Source organism: Caldicellulosiruptor sp. F32, assembly GCF_000404025.1.
Lineage (GTDB): Bacteria > Bacillota > Thermoanaerobacteria > Caldicellulosiruptorales > Caldicellulosiruptoraceae > Caldicellulosiruptor > Caldicellulosiruptor saccharolyticus.
This window is the reverse complement of sequence record NZ_APGP01000030.1, coordinates 74,542-90,107: the sequence shown is the minus strand read 5'-3', so window position 1 is coordinate 90,107 and position 15,566 is coordinate 74,542. Positions and strand designations below refer to the sequence as shown.

15 protein-coding genes are annotated in these 15,566 nt (G+C 36.3%); 13 read left to right on the top strand and 2 right to left on the bottom strand.

Features of this window, described 5'->3' with window-relative positions; all coding sequences use genetic code 11:
- Positions 1 to 37 precede the first annotated feature (37 nt).
- The 10 genes from rimP (at position 38) to H964_RS02705 (ending at position 10,180) form a co-directional block, all read left to right on the top strand.
- Positions 38 to 493, top strand: a complete 456-nt coding sequence (rimP, locus tag H964_RS02750; protein WP_039764436.1) for a ribosome maturation factor RimP — start codon at positions 38 to 40, stop codon at positions 491 to 493.
- A 28-nt stretch (positions 494 to 521) separates the two neighbouring features.
- Positions 522 to 1,592, top strand: a complete 1,071-nt coding sequence (gene nusA / locus H964_RS02745; RefSeq protein WP_039764434.1) for a transcription termination factor NusA — start codon at positions 522 to 524, stop codon at positions 1,590 to 1,592.
- 18 nt (positions 1,593 to 1,610) lie between these two features.
- Positions 1,611 to 1,898 carry an RNase P modulator RnpM gene (gene rnpM, locus H964_RS02740; protein ID WP_039764433.1) on the top strand — a complete coding sequence of 96 codons (288 nt, stop codon included), beginning with the start codon at positions 1,611 to 1,613 and terminating at the stop codon, positions 1,896 to 1,898.
- Positions 1,895 to 4,465, top strand: a complete 2,571-nt coding sequence (gene infB, locus H964_RS02735) for a translation initiation factor IF-2 (RefSeq protein WP_039764432.1) — start codon at positions 1,895 to 1,897, stop codon at positions 4,463 to 4,465. The genes rnpM and infB overlap by 4 nt, the downstream gene beginning before the upstream one ends.
- A gap of 24 nt (positions 4,466 to 4,489) precedes the next feature.
- A complete protein-coding gene (rbfA, locus tag H964_RS02730; RefSeq protein ID WP_039764431.1) occupies positions 4,490 to 4,903 on the top strand; it encodes a 30S ribosome-binding factor RbfA in 414 nt (137 codons plus the stop codon).
- Positions 4,900 to 5,856 (top strand): DHH family phosphoesterase, encoded by a 957-nt coding sequence (locus H964_RS02725; RefSeq protein ID WP_039764429.1) that lies wholly within the window; start codon positions 4,900 to 4,902, stop codon positions 5,854 to 5,856. The genes rbfA and H964_RS02725 overlap by 4 nt, the downstream gene beginning before the upstream one ends.
- A complete protein-coding gene (truB, locus tag H964_RS02720) occupies positions 5,853 to 6,716 on the top strand; it encodes a tRNA pseudouridine(55) synthase TruB (protein ID WP_039764428.1) in 864 nt (287 codons plus the stop codon). The genes H964_RS02725 and truB overlap by 4 nt, the downstream gene beginning before the upstream one ends.
- Positions 6,713 to 7,630: a bifunctional riboflavin kinase/FAD synthetase gene (locus H964_RS02715; protein ID WP_039764426.1), complete on the top strand. Its 918-nt coding sequence runs from the start codon at positions 6,713 to 6,715 to the stop codon at positions 7,628 to 7,630. Before truB ends, H964_RS02715 begins: the two co-directional genes overlap by 4 nt.
- A 120-nt stretch (positions 7,631 to 7,750) precedes the next feature.
- Positions 7,751 to 8,017 carry a 30S ribosomal protein S15 gene (gene rpsO, locus H964_RS02710; RefSeq protein ID WP_011917585.1) on the top strand — a complete coding sequence of 89 codons (267 nt, stop codon included), beginning with the start codon at positions 7,751 to 7,753 and terminating at the stop codon, positions 8,015 to 8,017.
- Positions 8,018 to 8,074: 57 nt separating this feature from the next.
- On the top strand, positions 8,075 to 10,180 hold the full coding sequence (locus tag H964_RS02705; protein WP_039764424.1) for a polyribonucleotide nucleotidyltransferase: 2,106 nt from the start codon (positions 8,075 to 8,077) through the stop codon (positions 10,178 to 10,180).
- Between the two features lie 48 nt (positions 10,181 to 10,228).
- Here H964_RS02705 and H964_RS02700 read toward each other — a convergent pair whose 3' ends face one another.
- Positions 10,229 to 10,681, bottom strand: a complete 453-nt coding sequence (locus tag H964_RS02700; RefSeq protein WP_039764423.1) for a threonine/serine exporter family protein — start codon at positions 10,679 to 10,681, stop codon at positions 10,229 to 10,231.
- Positions 10,682 to 10,704: 23 nt separating this feature from the next.
- On the bottom strand, positions 10,705 to 11,457 hold the full coding sequence (locus H964_RS02695; protein WP_051109291.1) for a threonine/serine exporter family protein: 753 nt from the start codon (positions 11,455 to 11,457) through the stop codon (positions 10,705 to 10,707).
- Between the two features lie 231 nt (positions 11,458 to 11,688).
- Between H964_RS02695 and glyA the strand changes: the two genes are divergently transcribed.
- From glyA to H964_RS02680, 3 genes are read left to right on the top strand one after another with little or no spacing between them, the layout of a single operon-like run.
- Positions 11,689 to 12,936, top strand: a complete 1,248-nt coding sequence (gene glyA, locus H964_RS02690) for a serine hydroxymethyltransferase (RefSeq protein ID WP_039764421.1) — start codon at positions 11,689 to 11,691, stop codon at positions 12,934 to 12,936.
- Between the two features lie 24 nt (positions 12,937 to 12,960).
- A complete protein-coding gene (locus H964_RS02685) occupies positions 12,961 to 14,295 on the top strand; it encodes a replication-associated recombination protein A (protein ID WP_039764420.1) in 1,335 nt (444 codons plus the stop codon).
- Positions 14,296 to 14,338: 43 nt separating this feature from the next.
- Positions 14,339 to 15,562 carry an NAD(P)-dependent malic enzyme gene (locus H964_RS02680; protein ID WP_039764419.1) on the top strand — a complete coding sequence of 408 codons (1,224 nt, stop codon included), beginning with the start codon at positions 14,339 to 14,341 and terminating at the stop codon, positions 15,560 to 15,562.
- Positions 15,563 to 15,566 lie beyond the last annotated feature (4 nt).

Genomic DNA, 15,566 nt, shown 5'->3' with positions numbered 1-15,566 from the left:
TTGTTGAAAATAAAGTTTTTGAAAGGAAGGATTAAGTGTGTCAAAGGTGACCAAAAGGGTAGAGGAGCTTGTGAAACCCATTTTAGAAAAATATGGTTTTGACTTAGTTGATATTGAGTTCAAAAAAGAAGGGAAGAACCATTTTCTGAGAGTGTATATAGACAAGCCTTGTGGAATTACAATAGACGACTGTCAACGTGTGAGTGAAGAATTGTCTAATAAGCTGGATATTGTTGATCCTATACCTTTTAGCTATTATTTGGAGGTTTCATCACCGGGAGTTAACAGACCGCTTGTGAATGACAGAGATTTTGTAAGGAATAGGGGAAGGGTGGTTGACGTTTTCTTGAAACAGCCAATTATGAATACTACCAAGCTAACAGGTGAGCTTGTCGAGAAGAAAGAAGATGTGCTGATTATAATGGTAGATGGAGAAAATATTTCTGTCCCATTTGAGAATATAAAGAAGGTAAAGGTTGCGATAAGATTCTAAGAAAAGACAAAGGGGGCTTTTAACAAAAATGACAAAGAAAGAACTAACTACAGATTTTCAGGAATTATTTTCTGCAATTGATGAACTTGAGAGGGAATATAAGATTGAAAGAGAGTATATCTATTCTGTTTTAGAATCTGCACTTTTAACTGCTTATAAGCAGGTAAGAGGGATAAGGGACAAGAACCTTTCAAATGTAAAGGTTTCAATTGACCCTGAAAAAGGCGATGTGAGAATTTTTGAATACAAAAAAGTAGTAGAAAATGTAAAGGACAAAAGGAACGAAATCTCGGTGGAAGATGCACGGAAGATTGACAAACGCTATCAGATTGGTGACATTGTTGCAATAGAGGTTCCAATCTCAGACTTTAGCCGAAAAGCTGCAATGACGGTAAGACAAACAGTTATAGGAAAGATAAGAGAGAAGAAAAGAAATATTATATTTGAAGATTATTCAGCCAAGATTGACAATATTGTAACAGGGGTTATTCAGAGAATAGACAAGAAAAACGTCATTGTTGAGATAGAAGGTGGGAAGGTAGAAGCAATACTTCCAATGGAAGAGCAGATACCAGGTGAGGAGTATAAGCCGGGGACAATGATGAAGTTTTACCTTGTAGATGTCAGGATTCCTCCAAAAGAAAAAGAACCAATTGTTTATCTTTCAAGAACACATCCAAATTTGATTAAGAGACTTATGGAAAATGAAGTACCAGAGATTCAAGAAGGGATAATCGAGATAAAAGGGATTGCAAGAGAGGCTGGATCAAGGTCAAAGGTTGCAGTTTATTCTAACAGTTTAAAGGTTGACCCTGTGGGTGCTTGTATTGGCGAAAAGGGAATAAGAATTCAGAATGTTCTGAGACATCTTGGAAGTGAAAAGATTGATATAGTGAAATGGAGCAATGACATAGGTGAGTTTATCAAAAATGCGCTCAGTCCTGCGGAGGTTGTTCATATTGATTTGAATTTGGTTGAGAAAAAGGCATTTGTACTTGTTCCAAATGACCAGTTATCGCTTGCTATTGGGAAAGGTGGACAAAACGCACGGCTTGCGGCAAAGCTCACTGGTTGGAAGATAGATATAAGAGGTAAATAAAGTGAGTGGGGTGAAAAGGTGCAAGAATATGTCCCACACAGAAAATGTGTTGGCTGTCAAAAGATAAGACCAAAATACCAGCTTTTGAGGATTGCTAAAAATAATGATGGTATTTTCATAGATGAAAAACAAAGGCTACCAGGAAGAGGAGCATATCTTTGTAAAAATAGAAAATGCTTGCATCTTGCAAAGAAGAAAAAGGGGCTTGAGAGGTCTTTGAAGGTAGCTATTCCTAAGGAGTTTTATGACGTGGTTGAGAAGTTTTTTGCTGAGAATTTTAAAAAATCGGCGGAGGTGTCAGAATGACAAATAAGCTTAGGATATATGAGTTTGCAAAGCTTTTAGAGATTCAAAATAAAGATTTGATGGATATACTTAATAAGTTAAATATTGAACACAAAAGTCATATGAGCGCTTTAGAGGAAAACGATATTAACCTTGTTTTAGAATATATCTTGCAAGAAAAGGAAAAAGAATATGCAGAGAAGAGAAGAGAAAGGTTACCAAGTCATAAGGAAGGTCGTTCAGGTGAAAGGCATACAAAGACTCATGATGAGAAAAAACACATAAGACATGGTGAAAAACCGTCGCATGCTTATGACAAGAGAGTAGAACAAAAAGTATCGCAGAAATCTCAACAAGAGGTTAGACAAAAGCTTAACAGAGAAAGAAGAGAAAAACATCAAGAAGCGATTCCAAGAGAAAGTGGCAAAAAATTTGAGAGCAAAGAGAAAAAGGCTACCGTACATGCTCAAAAGGTTGTGGAAGTCTTTCCACAACAAGAGCCTGAAAAAAGACAGACAGCAAAACCAAAATATGAGGTTACAAAAGAACAAAAGATTGAAAAAAGATATCAGGATAAAGCCGCAACAAAGCAAAAAGCTGAAAAGGCTACTAAACACAAAAAGCAGCTATTTCATGTTGATGAACTGACTCAAGAAGAGGTTACTGTTGATAGAGAAGAACTTGAAAAGATTGACAAAGAGGTAGAGGATACCTTATTAGAAGAGGAGTACTTGCAAGAAAAGCATGTGAGACGTGGCAAGAAAGAGAAACTCAAGAAAAAGTCAAAAGAACAGAAAGAGGTATTAAAGCTTCAAACAAAAACTCTTCAGGAAGAGAAGAAGGAAGAGATTGTAAAAATTCCCCAGAAAATTACTGTTGGTGAGTTTGCAAATCTTATAGGTAAACCTGCTGCCGAGGTCATTAAAAAACTTATAATGCTTGGTGTGATGGCAAATATTAACCAAGAAATAGATTTTGATGTGGCCTCTTTAATTGCAGAAGACTATGGGTTTAAGGTTGAAAAAGAAATAATAAAGAGCGAAGAGGAGATACTTTTAGAAGATCAAGAAGATACACCAGAATCTTTGCAACCACGTCCACCTGTTGTAGTTGTAATGGGTCATGTTGACCATGGTAAGACATCACTGCTTGATGCGATACGAAAGACAAATGTTACAGAAAAAGAAGCAGGTGGCATTACCCAGCATATTGGTGCATCTGTTGTTGAAGTAAACGGTAGAAAAATAACATTTTTAGACACACCTGGTCATGAAGCATTTACTGCTATGAGAGCTCGTGGTGCACAGGTAACTGACATTGCAGTCTTGGTTGTCGCAGCAGATGATGGTGTTATGCCCCAGACAGTTGAGGCAATAAATCACGCAAAAGCAGCAAATGTGACAATTATAGTTGCTATTAACAAGATTGACAAACCAGAGGCAAATCCAGAGAGAGTAAAACAACAACTTTCTGAGTATGGTCTTATACCTGAAGAATGGGGTGGAGATACTGTATTTGTAAACGTCTCTGCTAAAAAGAAGATAGGTATAGACCATTTACTGGAAATGATTTTGCTTGTTGCCGACCTGCTTGAGCTCAAAGCAAATCCAAACAGGCCAGCTCGTGGTAGAGTAATAGAAGCAAAGCTTGACAAAGGAAGAGGACCTGTTGCCACAGTTTTGGTTCAAAAAGGTACACTTAAAGTAGGCGATTATGTAGTTGTTGGCAGTACATGGGGAAGAGTAAGAGCAATGATTGATGACAAAGGGCAAAGAATTAAAGAGGCAGGGCCTTCCATGCCTGTTGAGATTTTAGGGCTTGAAGATGTTCCAACTGCTGGCGATGAGCTTGTTTGTGTAAAGGATGAAAAAACAGCAAAAACAGTTGCTCAAATTCGCCAAGAGAGACTCAAAGAAGAAAAAATGCAGCAAAGCAAGATTTCACTTGATGAACTCTTTGAGAGGATTCAAAAAGGACAGTTAAAAGAACTAAGGGTTATAATAAAAGCAGATGTTCAAGGATCTGTAGAAGCTTTAAAATCGGCAATTGAAAGGCTTTCAAACGATGAGGTTACAGTGAAGGTAATCCATGCAGCTGTTGGTGCAATTACAGAATCAGATGTGACTTTGGCTTCTGCATCAGATGCCATAATAATTGGATTTAACGTAAGACCAGAAGTTGGAGCGATGTCTCTTGCAGAAAAAGAAAAGGTTGATATCAGAATGTACAGAATCATATATGATGTTATAAATGACATAGAAGCAGCAATGAAAGGTTTGCTTGAGCCTGTTTATAGAGAAGTAATAATTGGTCATGCTGAGGTAAGGCAGATATTCAAATCTTCATCTGTTGGCACAATTGCTGGATGTTATGTTTTAGACGGTAAGATAGCAAGAACGTCTAATGCACGAATTATCAGAGACGGTGTTGTTGTATATGAAGGGAAATTGGCTTCGCTCAAAAGGTTCAAGGATGATGTAAGAGAGGTTGCAGCTGGGTATGAATGTGGCATGACATTTGAAAAGTTCAATGATATAAAAGAAGGAGATATTGTTGAAGCATACGAGATGCAAAAGGTTGAGAGTTAAAATATAAAGAGGTGAAAACATAAGATGCAATTTGAAAGGGCCGACAGGGTTGCTGAGGAAATAAAAAAAGAGATAAGTGACATAATACAGCATGAGCTTAAAGACCCACGGATATGTGCAGAACTCATAAGTATAGTGAAGGTCAATATGAGTAAAGACTTAAGATATGCGAAAGTCTTTGTGAGTATTTTTGACAAAAATAAGGATAATATTACAAGTACTATGAAAGCTTTAGAAAATGCCAAACCTTATATAAGAAGAGAGATTTCTCGAAGGATAAACTTGAGATTTTCACCAGAGATATCATTTGAGTTAGATGATTCAATTGAATATGGTGCTCGAATTTCAAAAATCCTCAATCAATTGAACATTACAAAGAATGAGGAAGAGGAAGAAGAAAAATCTTTAGATGAAAGCGAAGGTGAACTGGAGAATTGATAGAGAGCAAGATTATAAATTGTCTTTTGAACTCAAACAAAATTGCAATTGTCTCACATGAAAATCCTGACGGTGATTGTATTGGTTCTATGCTTGCCTTATACTTAGCCTTGACAAAGAAGGGCAAAAGTCCACGGATGTTTTTAAAAAACAATGTCCCAAAGAATCTATCATTTTTACCTGCTGCAAACAAGATAGAGATTAAAGATGAGATTGACGAAATGTTTGATGTTTTGGTGTTATTAGACACTGGTGAGCTTGAGAGAACTGGTATAAAAAATATTAAAAGTTGTTATAAAAAACTGGTCAATATTGACCATCATGTAACAAGTGAAGGGATTGGAGATTATTACTATATAAATTCATCTGCTGCAGCAACTGGCGAAATTGTATATCAGTTGGTAAAGCTTATGGGCATTGATAACGACAAAGATATAGCAACTTGTCTTTATACAAGTATTTTTACAGACACAGGTGGATTTAAATATTCAAATACTACATCAGTAACACATCAAATTGCTGGCGACCTTATAAATATGGGTATTAACTTTGTGTATATTGTAAATAAAGTGTTTGACGAGATGAGTTTATCAAAGTTTAACCTTTTAAAGGATACTTTGCAAACTTTAGAGCTCTTTGAAGAGAACAAGATAGCATTTTTGACAATTACGAAGGAGATGTTCGAAAGAAACAACGCATCTCGAGATGAAACAGAAAATATTATAAGCTTTGCAAAGAACATTGAAGGTGTTGAAGTGGCTGCCCTGTTCATTGAAGAAGACAGCAGAATAAAAGTAAGTCTTAGATCGAAATATTATCTTGATGTAGCAGCCATTTCAAAAGAATTTGGAGGCGGCGGCCATCCTAGGGCAGCCGGTTTTAGTGTAAGTAACTTAGAGTTAAACCAGATAAAGAATAACCTATTACTGAGGCTCAAAAGTGATGTTAAATGAATGGAATACTATTGGTTGATAAACCAGTGGGACTTACTTCTCATGATGTTGTTGAGTATGTAAGAAAACTCTTTAAAACAAAAGTTGGGCACTGCGGAACACTTGACCCATTTGCAAGTGGGCTTTTAGTGCTTTTGATAGGTGAGGCAACAAAACTTTCATCCTTCTTCACCAAAACAAAAAAGACTTATATAGCTACAATGCAGTTTGGAATTAAAACAGATACACTTGACACAACAGGGAGAGTGCAGTTGCGGAATAATATCTTCATAGAGCAAAGTGAAATTGAAGATTGCCTAAAAGACTTAAAAGGAGAGGTAGAACTTTCAGTTCCTATCTACTCTGCAAAGAAAGTAAATGGTAGGAAACTATACGAGTACGCAAGAGAGGGAATTGACATTGAAATTCCAAAGATTAAGAGTATCATATATAGTATAGAGATGATAAATTATTGCTATCCTTATATGACATTTGCTGTTGAGTGCAGTCATGGCACATATATAAGGAGCTTGGCTGAAAAAATAGCAAATAAGCTTTCTACTGTTGCCACTTTAGTTCAGCTAAGAAGGGCAAAAAGTGGGGTTTTTGATATCAAGGCTGCTTCTTCATTAGACTTTATTTCAAAAAACAGTATTATTCCTTTAGAAAATCTGATTTCCAATGAGATAGTTGTGAATGAGTCTGCATATAAAAAGCTAATAAATGGTAATCCTTTGACAAGGAAAGATATAATAGAGGTTAAATTAAATAATAGTCTTTTTGAAGATTTTTACAAAATCAGTATGAAAGATACTTTTTTTGTTTACAAAAGAGAGGGGGATAGATTTAAATATCTATTGAAGGTGGAAAATTACAGATGAACATTTATCAGAGGATACTCACAAGAAATGACGCGCCAGCAGTTGCTTTAGGATTTTTTGATGGTTTTCACATAGGGCATAAAAAATTATTTGAGGTTTTAACTTCAAGTGCTAATCAGTGCAAAAAGGTAGTTTTTACTTTTAAAAATCACCCTGACAAATTGCTTGGGCTTGACACCAAATATATTCTTACAAATAGTGAAAGGTTAGAATTTTTTGGAAAATATGAAATTGATGATGTATATTTTATTGAATTCAACAAAGAATTTATGCAGATAGACAAAGATAGGTTTATTGAAGATATCTTGATTAAAAAGCTAAATGTTTCCTTGGTGGTAGTTGGATATGACTTTACATTTGGCTATAAGGCTGAGGGAAATAGCAAATATCTGTGCGAAAAACTCAAAAACTTTGGCAGAAAGTGTGTAGTCATTGAACCAGTCAAATACCAGGGACAGGTTGTAAGCAGCACACTCATTCGAAACTTGATAATGGATGGCAATATAAAACTTGCAAATTTGTTGCTGGGTTATAACTTTTTTATCAAGGGCATTGTCAAAAGAGGAAACAGATTGGGCAGAAAAATGGGTTTTCCAACTCTTAACATAGGATTTGAAAAAAACAAGGTTGTACCAAAAAATGGAGTGTATGTAACAAATACAATTATTGACAACAAGAGATATCTTTCGCTTACAAATGTAGGTTTTAATCCTACGGTGTCGAAAACTCAGAACATAAAAATTGAGACTCATGTTTTGGATTTTGAAAAAGAAGCATATGGTAAGGAGATAACTGTTGAGTTCATTAGTTTTATTCGAGATGAAAAAAAATTTGTCAATTTGCAAGAACTCAAAAATCAGATTAACAAAGACATTGAATATGTAAAAGCTCTATTTTGCAAAGCAAGCATATAGACATCCCAAAAGATTTTTGTTACAATATGCTATGTGCTAACCTGAGTCCTTGTTAGAGGATACTCCCAGCCTTTAACAAAGATTCAGGCATTTAAAAAAGAAAAGGGAGGTGTAAAGAGAATGCTCACAAAGGAACAGAAGCAGGAGATAATCAAGAAGTACCAGCTTCATGAATCTGACACGGGTTCTCCAGAGGTTCAGATTGCTCTTTTGACAGAGAGAATAAATAGGCTAAACGAGCACCTACAGATTCATAAGAAAGACTTTCATTCAAGAAGAGGTCTTTTGAAGATGGTAGGTCAGAGAAGGAAACTTCTCAACTATCTGAAAGAATATGATATAAATAGATATCGTGAGCTGATAGAAAAATTAGGACTCAGAAAGTAAAGTCACAAAACTGGAGCGGTGTAGCCGCTCCATTATTTTAGAGAGAGGTGGTTGAGTTTGGAAAGTAAAATTTATAAAATGGAGCTTGCAGGAAGGGAGCTGAGTTTTGAGATTGGTAAATATGCACTTTTGGCGAATGGAGCAGTGCTTGCAAGATACGGTGACACAGCTGTTTTAGTAACTGCTTGTGCTTCAGAAAAACCGAGAGAGGGTATAAACTTTTTCCCATTGACAGTTGACTATGAAGAAAGACTATATTCTGTGGGAAAGATTCCAGGTGGGTTTATCAAAAGAGAAGGAAAACCTTCTGAAAAAGCAATTCTGTCTGCAAGATTAATTGACAGGCCAATACGTCCTCTTTTCCCAAAAGACTTTTATCATGATGTATCTGTCATCGCAACAGTTTTGTCAGTTGATCCTGACAATCCACCTGATGTTTTGGCAATGCTTGGCTCATCAGTTGCTCTATCAATATCTGATATTCCATTTGAAGGTCCAACAGGCTCTGTGTTGGTTGGGTATGTGGATGGAAAGATTGTAATCAATCCTACAGCAAAGGAAAGAGAAGTCAGTAAGCTACACCTTGTTGTATCTGGTACAAAAGATAAAGTAATGATGATTGAGGCAGGTGCCCAGGAGATTTCAGAAGACATAATGCTTGAAGCTATTATGACAGCTCAAGAGGAGATTAAAAAGATTGTTGAGTTTATAGAGGGAATAGTAAAAGAAGTTGGAAAGCCAAAGATGCAATATGAAAAAAGAGTAGTTCCTGAAGAGATAAAGCAAAAGGTAAGAGAACTTGCATATGAAAAAGCATATCAGTATGTTCAGATACCAGATAAGATAGAAAGAGATAAAAAACTTGATGAACTGAAAGAAGAGGTTTTAAAGGTATTTGAAGGCGAGACAGAAGACACACTCCTTTTGGTTGACGATGCACTTTACAACCTTGAAAAAGAGATTGTTCGAAAGATGATTGCTGAAGAGGGCAAAAGACCAGACGGACGCAAATTTGATGAAATCAGACCTCTATATGCTGAGGTAGGGATTTTACCAAGGACTCACGGCTCAGCCCTGTTCAAAAGAGGTTATACTCAGGTTCTGACAGTTGCAACACTTGGAACAAAAGGTGAGATGCAATTTTTAGATGGGCTTGAAGAAGAAGAGGCAAAAAGGTATATGCATCACTACAACTTCCCACCGTATTCAACAGGGGAGTCAAAACCTGTAAGAGGACCTGGTAGAAGAGAAATAGGACATGGTGCTTTAGCAGAGAGGGCACTTGAGCCTGTTATACCTTCAGAAGATGAGTTTCCGTATACAATAAGAGTTGTATCAGAAGTTTTAACATCAAACGGTTCAACCTCACAAGCAAGTGTATGCGGAAGCACTCTTGCACTAATGGATGCTGGTGTTCCTATAAAAGCACCTGTTGCAGGAATATCAATTGGTCTTATTACAAAAGAAGATGGTAGCTTTATCACACTTACCGACATTCAAGGAATAGAGGATTTCTTTGGTGATATGGACTTTAAAGTGGCTGGGACTCGTGAAGGTATAACTGCAATCCAACTTGATATAAAAATCCATGGTTTGACAAAAGAGATAATTGAAAAGGCGTTATATCAGGCAAGAGAAGCAAGACTAAAGATTTTAGACTTTATGCAAACAGTTATTGACAAGCCGCGAAGTGAGCTTTCTCCGTATGCACCCAAAATATTTAAAACTACAGTTGACCCAGAAAAGATTCGTGATATAATTGGTCCTGGTGGTAAGATGATTAATAAAATCATTGCAGAGACAAATGTGAAAATCGATATAGAGCCAGATGGTAGGATATTTGTTGCAGCACCTGATGATATCTCAGGTAACAGAGCGATTAGTATGATTGAAGGTATAGGTCGTGAAATTGAAGTAGGCCAGTTCTTCTTGGGTAAAGTTACAAGAACAGCTTCATATGGGGCGTTTGTTGAAATATATCCTGGTAAAGAAGGGCTTGTTCATATTTCTCAGCTTGACAACAAGAAACTAAAATCGGTTGATGAGGTTGTCAAAGTAGGAGACCTTGTATTAGTAAAGGTTATTGGAATTGACAGACTTGGCCGAATTGCACTTTCTCGAAAGGAAGCTTTAAATGTCACATATTCGCGAAAAGCAAAATAACAAAGAAAGCATAAACCATAAAAAGTGGCTTATGCTTTCTTTTATTTTTTATTTCCCAAATTTTATCTTTTGAAATACTTTGAAAATCCAGTTGAATGATGTAACAAGCATTAAGGCAATTGCAATACTTCCTGCAATTAAAAGTGTTTGAATTCCTGTCTTTATTGCGGTGTCAAAATTATTTTTTATAAGTGCAGTCATTGTATTATACATCCCTGCACCTGGAACAAGAGGTATAATGCCGGGTATAAGAAAGATTGGAACAGGATTTTTTAAAAGTCTTGCAAAGATTTCTGAAAATATGTTCACCATTAAGGCAGCAAAAAATACACCTATAATAGGAGAAAAATTTGACCGTAAAAATATTATGTTTACAAACCAGCCTATCATACCACTTATGCCACAAAAAATCAGTGTTTTTTTGGGTGAATTTGTCAAGATTGCAAACGAGAAACTCACCAAAAACGCTGAAATTAATTGAAACCAGAGACTTTTTTCCAAGTTTTAATCCTCCTTCGAAAAGCCTATTTTAAAATACTTAGAGCAATTCCTGCTCCAGCTGCGATAAAGATAGCTATTAAAAATGCCTCAACTCCTCTTGCAACACCTGAGAGAAGGTCTCCAGCAATTGTATCTCTTATTGCATTTGTTATTGCAACACCTGGGGTCATAATCATAACAGACCCGATAATTATTTTATCTAAATTGATTCCAAGGTGAAAATTTACAGTTATTAATGCCAAGGTGGCTGTAGAGAATCCGCCTATTATATAAGAAATAAAGTAAGATAGTTTTCGCGAATTTAAGATATTCAATATAGCTTGTGTAAATAAACCCACAAAAAAGGCGGAGATGGCATCAACAATTTTTCCACCAAACAATATTGTGGAAAAACAACACACCAAAGCTGCTGCAATTGGTGTCATCCTATTGCTGTAACCTTTTTTGTTTTGTATGTCATTCAAAATCTTTATTGATTGGGCATAACCATACTCATGCTTTTGAAAATCTCTTGAAAACTGGTTAACAAGAGATATCTTGTTTAAATCGATAGTTCTGTTCTTTATTCGCTTCGAAATAGTCAAAAGGTTGTTTTCTTCATCTGCAACTGTTGCAACAATTCCAGTAGGGATGACAAAACTTTCAGCAAATTTCAAGTTTCCTTTTGAACATATCCTTACCATTGTATCTTCAACCCTGTAAGTCTCAGCTCCGTTTTTTAACATTATCTCACCAGCTAAAAGTGCAACTTCAATAAGCTCCTTTGGACTCATCATTTTTAACGTTAGCTCTCCTTTTGTTTAATTTTCAAAAGTCTATAATAAGATTATATAGTACTTCAAACTATCTTGTGAACATTAAAGTTTGTGCAGTGCTTTTCCAGCAAAATGATTGACTTTGAAAGTACAGCTAAAATATAATATACACAAGGACAATTTTAGTGTATAATCATAAATTGCAAACATTGTATATAGGAAATGAAAAAATATTCAGAAAGGGGCATGCAAATGTATTTTTATAATTTAGTAAAGGATACTGACCCTGAAATAGCTGAAGCAATCAAAAATGAGCTAAAAAGGCAGCAAAACAAGATTGAACTCATTGCTTCAGAGAACTTTGTATCTGTTGCTGTGATGGCAGCAATGGGTTCACCTTTGACAAATAAATATGCAGAAGGGTATCCAAACAAAAGATATTATGGTGGCTGTGAGTATATTGATGTTATTGAATCAATTGCTATTGAGAGAGCAAAAAAGCTATTTGGAGCAGAGCATGCAAATGTCCAGCCACACTCTGGTGCTCAGGCAAATATGGCAGTGTATTTTGCAGTGTTGAATCCTGGAGATACAATACTCGGCATGAATCTTTCACATGGTGGGCATCTTACGCATGGAAGTCCTGTTAACTTTTCTGGTAAACTTTATAATATTGTCTCCTATGGTGTTGACCCTGAAACAGAGACAATAGACTATGATGAGGTTTTAAGAATTGCAAAAGAACACAGACCGAAACTAATTTTGGCAGGTGCTTCAGCTTATCCGAGAGTTATTGACTTTAAAAAGTTTAGGGAGATAGCTGACGAGGTTGGTGCATATTTGATGGTTGACATGGCACACATTGCAGGCTTGGTTGCAGCAGGACTTCATCCATCGCCTGTTGAATATGCCGATTTTGTTACCACAACAACTCACAAGACACTTAGAGGTCCTCGAGGGGGGTTAATCCTATGTAAGGAAAAATATGCAAAGCTGATTGACAAGTCTATATTCCCCGGCATTCAAGGGGGACCTTTAGAACATGTAATTGCAGCAAAAGCAGTTGCTCTAAAGGAGGCAATGACAGAAGAGTTTAAAAACTATCAGATTCAGATTTTAAAGAATGCTAAAGCACTCAGTTCAAGGCTAATGGAAAGAGGATTTAGACTTGTGAGTGGTGGCACGGATAATCATTTAATGCTTGTTGATTTGCGAAACAAAGGTATCACTGGTAAAGATGCAGAAAAAAGACTTGACAGCTTGAATATAACATGTAATAAAAATGCAATTCCTTTTGATCCTCAAAGTCCAATGGTGACAAGTGGAATAAGGCTGGGTACTCCAGCTGTGACAACACGTGGGTTTAAGGAAGAAGACATGATAGAAGTTGCGGATATTATTCATGATACTTTGACAAATTCTGATACAGATGATAACATCTTACAAAGGGTTAAAGCATTGTGTGAAAAGTATCCACTTTATAGTGAATTTAGCGAATAGGAATAAAGTTCTGGTGAGTTTAAAATGGATTTTTTTCAGTATTTAGGAGAAAAAAGGCTAAAAAGAGAATCTCCTCTTGCGTATAAGTTAAGACCTAAACGACTTGAAGAGATTGTTGGGCAAGAGCATATTTTAGGTGAAGGTAAACCTCTTTACAATCTCATAAAAAATGATAAGCTTACTTCTATAATATTATATGGACCACCTGGTACAGGAAAGACCACAATTGCTCATGTTATTGCACAGGTTACAAACAAAATCTTTAAATCGATAAATGCAACTATTGCTGGGATTAATGATATAAAAAAGATTATAGAAGAAGCAAAACTTGAATTTTCACAAGGTGGTCGAAAGACAATCTTATTTATTGATGAAATACACAGATTTAACAAACTTCAACAGGATGCACTTTTACCCTCTGTTGAAGAGGGAATAATAGTCTTGATTGGAGCCACAACAGAAAATCCGTTTTATGAGGTCAACAAAGCACTGGTGTCTCGCTCTCTTGTCTTTGAGCTATTTCCTTTAAAGGAAGAGGATATTATAAAGATTATTGACAGAGCAGTCTCAGATAAGGAAAACGGCCTTGGAAAAATGAATGTAAAAGTAGAAGAGAATGCCAAAATACTTATTGCACGGCTTTCTAATGGTGATGCAAGGGTTGCTTTAAATATTTTAGAAGCCTGTGTTTATTCAACAAAGCCTTTGGAAGATGGAACAATTATGATTACCCAAGACACCATAGGCAACCTTTCAAGCAGAAAGGTAAGTCTTTATGATGCCACAGGTGATATGCATTATGATACAATTTCGGCGTTTATCAAAAGCGTAAGGGGTTCTGACCCTGACGCTGCTCTATTTTATCTTGCAAAGATGCTGGATAGCGGTGAGGATATAAAATTTATTGCCAGAAGACTTATAATCTTAGCAGCAGAGGACATTGGTTTGGCAGACCCTATGGCACTAAATGTGGCAACATCTGCTGCATGGGCTTGTGAGTTTGTTGGAATGCCTGAGGCTCGGATAATTTTATCTGAGGCTACTATATACCTTGCATGTGCTCCAAAAAGCAACTCAGCGTATTTAGCAATTGAAAAGGCACTTGAGGATGCTAAAAATACTCCTATTAAAAGCATTCCCATGCACTTGAGAATGGCTTCACATGGTGAAGAAAAACTTGGACATGGAGTAGGGTATCTGTATCCACATGATTTTAAAAATCACTGGATAAAACAGCAATATTTGCCTGATGAGCTTGTTGGAAGAAGGTACTATTATCCTACTGAAATGGGAAAAGAAAAAGAAATAAAAGAGTATATAGAAAATCTTAAAAAAGAAGATGGTAACAAAAGTAGCTGAGATTTTTTAAAAGATCAAGTAAAATGAGAGGAGCAAAGAAAATATGGAAATTGCAAGTTTAGCTTTAAAACTTCACAAGCAGCACAAAGGCAAAATTGCGCTCAAAAGCAAAGTGCCAATAAATGATGCAAATGATTTGAGCATCTATTACACCCCTGGTGTTGCAGAGCCATGTAAAGAGATTGCAAAAGATAGAGAACTTGTTTATGAATACACTTCAAAGTCAAATTGGGTTGCAGTTGTTACAAATGGAACAGCTGTATTAGGATTGGGCAATATTGGTGCCTATGCTGGTCTTCCTGTGATGGAGGGAAAAGCAGTTTTGTTTAAAGAGTTTGGCGGGGTTGACGCTTTTCCTATCTGTATAAATTCAAATGATGTGGAAGAGATTGTAAAGGTAATAAAACTTATTGAACCCTCATTTGGAGGAATAAATCTTGAGGATATAGGGGCTCCTGCATGTTTTGAGGTTGAGGAAAGGCTCATTGAGGAGCTTGATATTCCTGTATTTCATGATGACCAGCACGGGACGGCAGTTGTCGTATTGGCTGCTTTGATAAACTCTTTAAGGCTTGTAAACAAGAAAATCTCAGATGTAAAGATAGTTATCAACGGAGCTGGGGCAGCTGGAATTGCAGTCTCAAAACTTTTGATAAAATACGGGGCACAGAACGTGATTATTTGTGATAGGCTTGGATCAATTTATGATGGAAGAAAAGAAGATATGAACAAATACAAACAAGAAATAGCAAAAATTACCAATAAAGATCTCTTGAGAGGTTCTGTTCATGATGTAATTAAAGGTGCCGATGTCTTTATTGGATTGTCGGTTGCAAACGTGCTTGACGAAAAAGATATAAAGAATATGGCAAAAGATGCTATTGTTATGGCAATGGCAAACCCTATACCAGAGATTATGCCAGATAGGGCCAAAAAAGCGGGGGCGAGGATTGTTTGCACAGGCCGCTCCGATTTTAGCAATCAGGTAAACAATGTATTAGCTTTTCCTGGCATTTTTAGGGGAGCGCTTGATGTAAGAGCAAGGAGAATAACCGATGAGATGAAAATTGCAGCAGCAGAAGCGATAGCAAAGATTGCAGATGAGAACTTAAGTGAAGATTATATAATTCCAAAGGCATTTGACAGAAGGACTTCATTTGAGGTAGCCTTGGCTGTGGCAAAAAAGGCAATTGAGCAAGGTATAGCAAAGCTTTATATGAGCGAAGGGGAACTTCAAAGAAAAATTTCACTTATGTTAAATATGTAAAATT

What these genes read in the sequence shown, in the direction of transcription:
- nusA (WP_039764434.1), top strand. Translation starts at nt 522, where the DNA reads ATGACAAAGAAAGAACTAACTACAGATTTTCAGGAATTATTTTCTGCA.
- infB (WP_039764432.1), top strand. Translation starts at nt 1,895, where the DNA reads ATGACAAATAAGCTTAGGATATATGAGTTTGCAAAGCTTTTAGAGATT.
- rbfA (WP_039764431.1), top strand. Translation starts at nt 4,490, where the DNA reads ATGCAATTTGAAAGGGCCGACAGGGTTGCTGAGGAAATAAAAAAAGAG.
- truB (WP_039764428.1), top strand. Translation starts at nt 5,853, where the DNA reads ATGAATGGAATACTATTGGTTGATAAACCAGTGGGACTTACTTCTCAT.
- H964_RS02715 (WP_039764426.1), top strand. Translation starts at nt 6,713, where the DNA reads ATGAACATTTATCAGAGGATACTCACAAGAAATGACGCGCCAGCAGTT.
- rpsO (WP_011917585.1), top strand. Translation starts at nt 7,751, where the DNA reads ATGCTCACAAAGGAACAGAAGCAGGAGATAATCAAGAAGTACCAGCTT.
- H964_RS02695 (WP_051109291.1), bottom strand. Translation starts at nt 11,457, where the DNA reads ATGATGAGTCCAAAGGAGCTTATTGAAGTTGCACTTTTAGCTGGTGAG.
- glyA (WP_039764421.1), top strand. Translation starts at nt 11,689, where the DNA reads ATGTATTTTTATAATTTAGTAAAGGATACTGACCCTGAAATAGCTGAA.
- H964_RS02685 (WP_039764420.1), top strand. Translation starts at nt 12,961, where the DNA reads ATGGATTTTTTTCAGTATTTAGGAGAAAAAAGGCTAAAAAGAGAATCT.
- H964_RS02680 (WP_039764419.1), top strand. Translation starts at nt 14,339, where the DNA reads ATGGAAATTGCAAGTTTAGCTTTAAAACTTCACAAGCAGCACAAAGGC.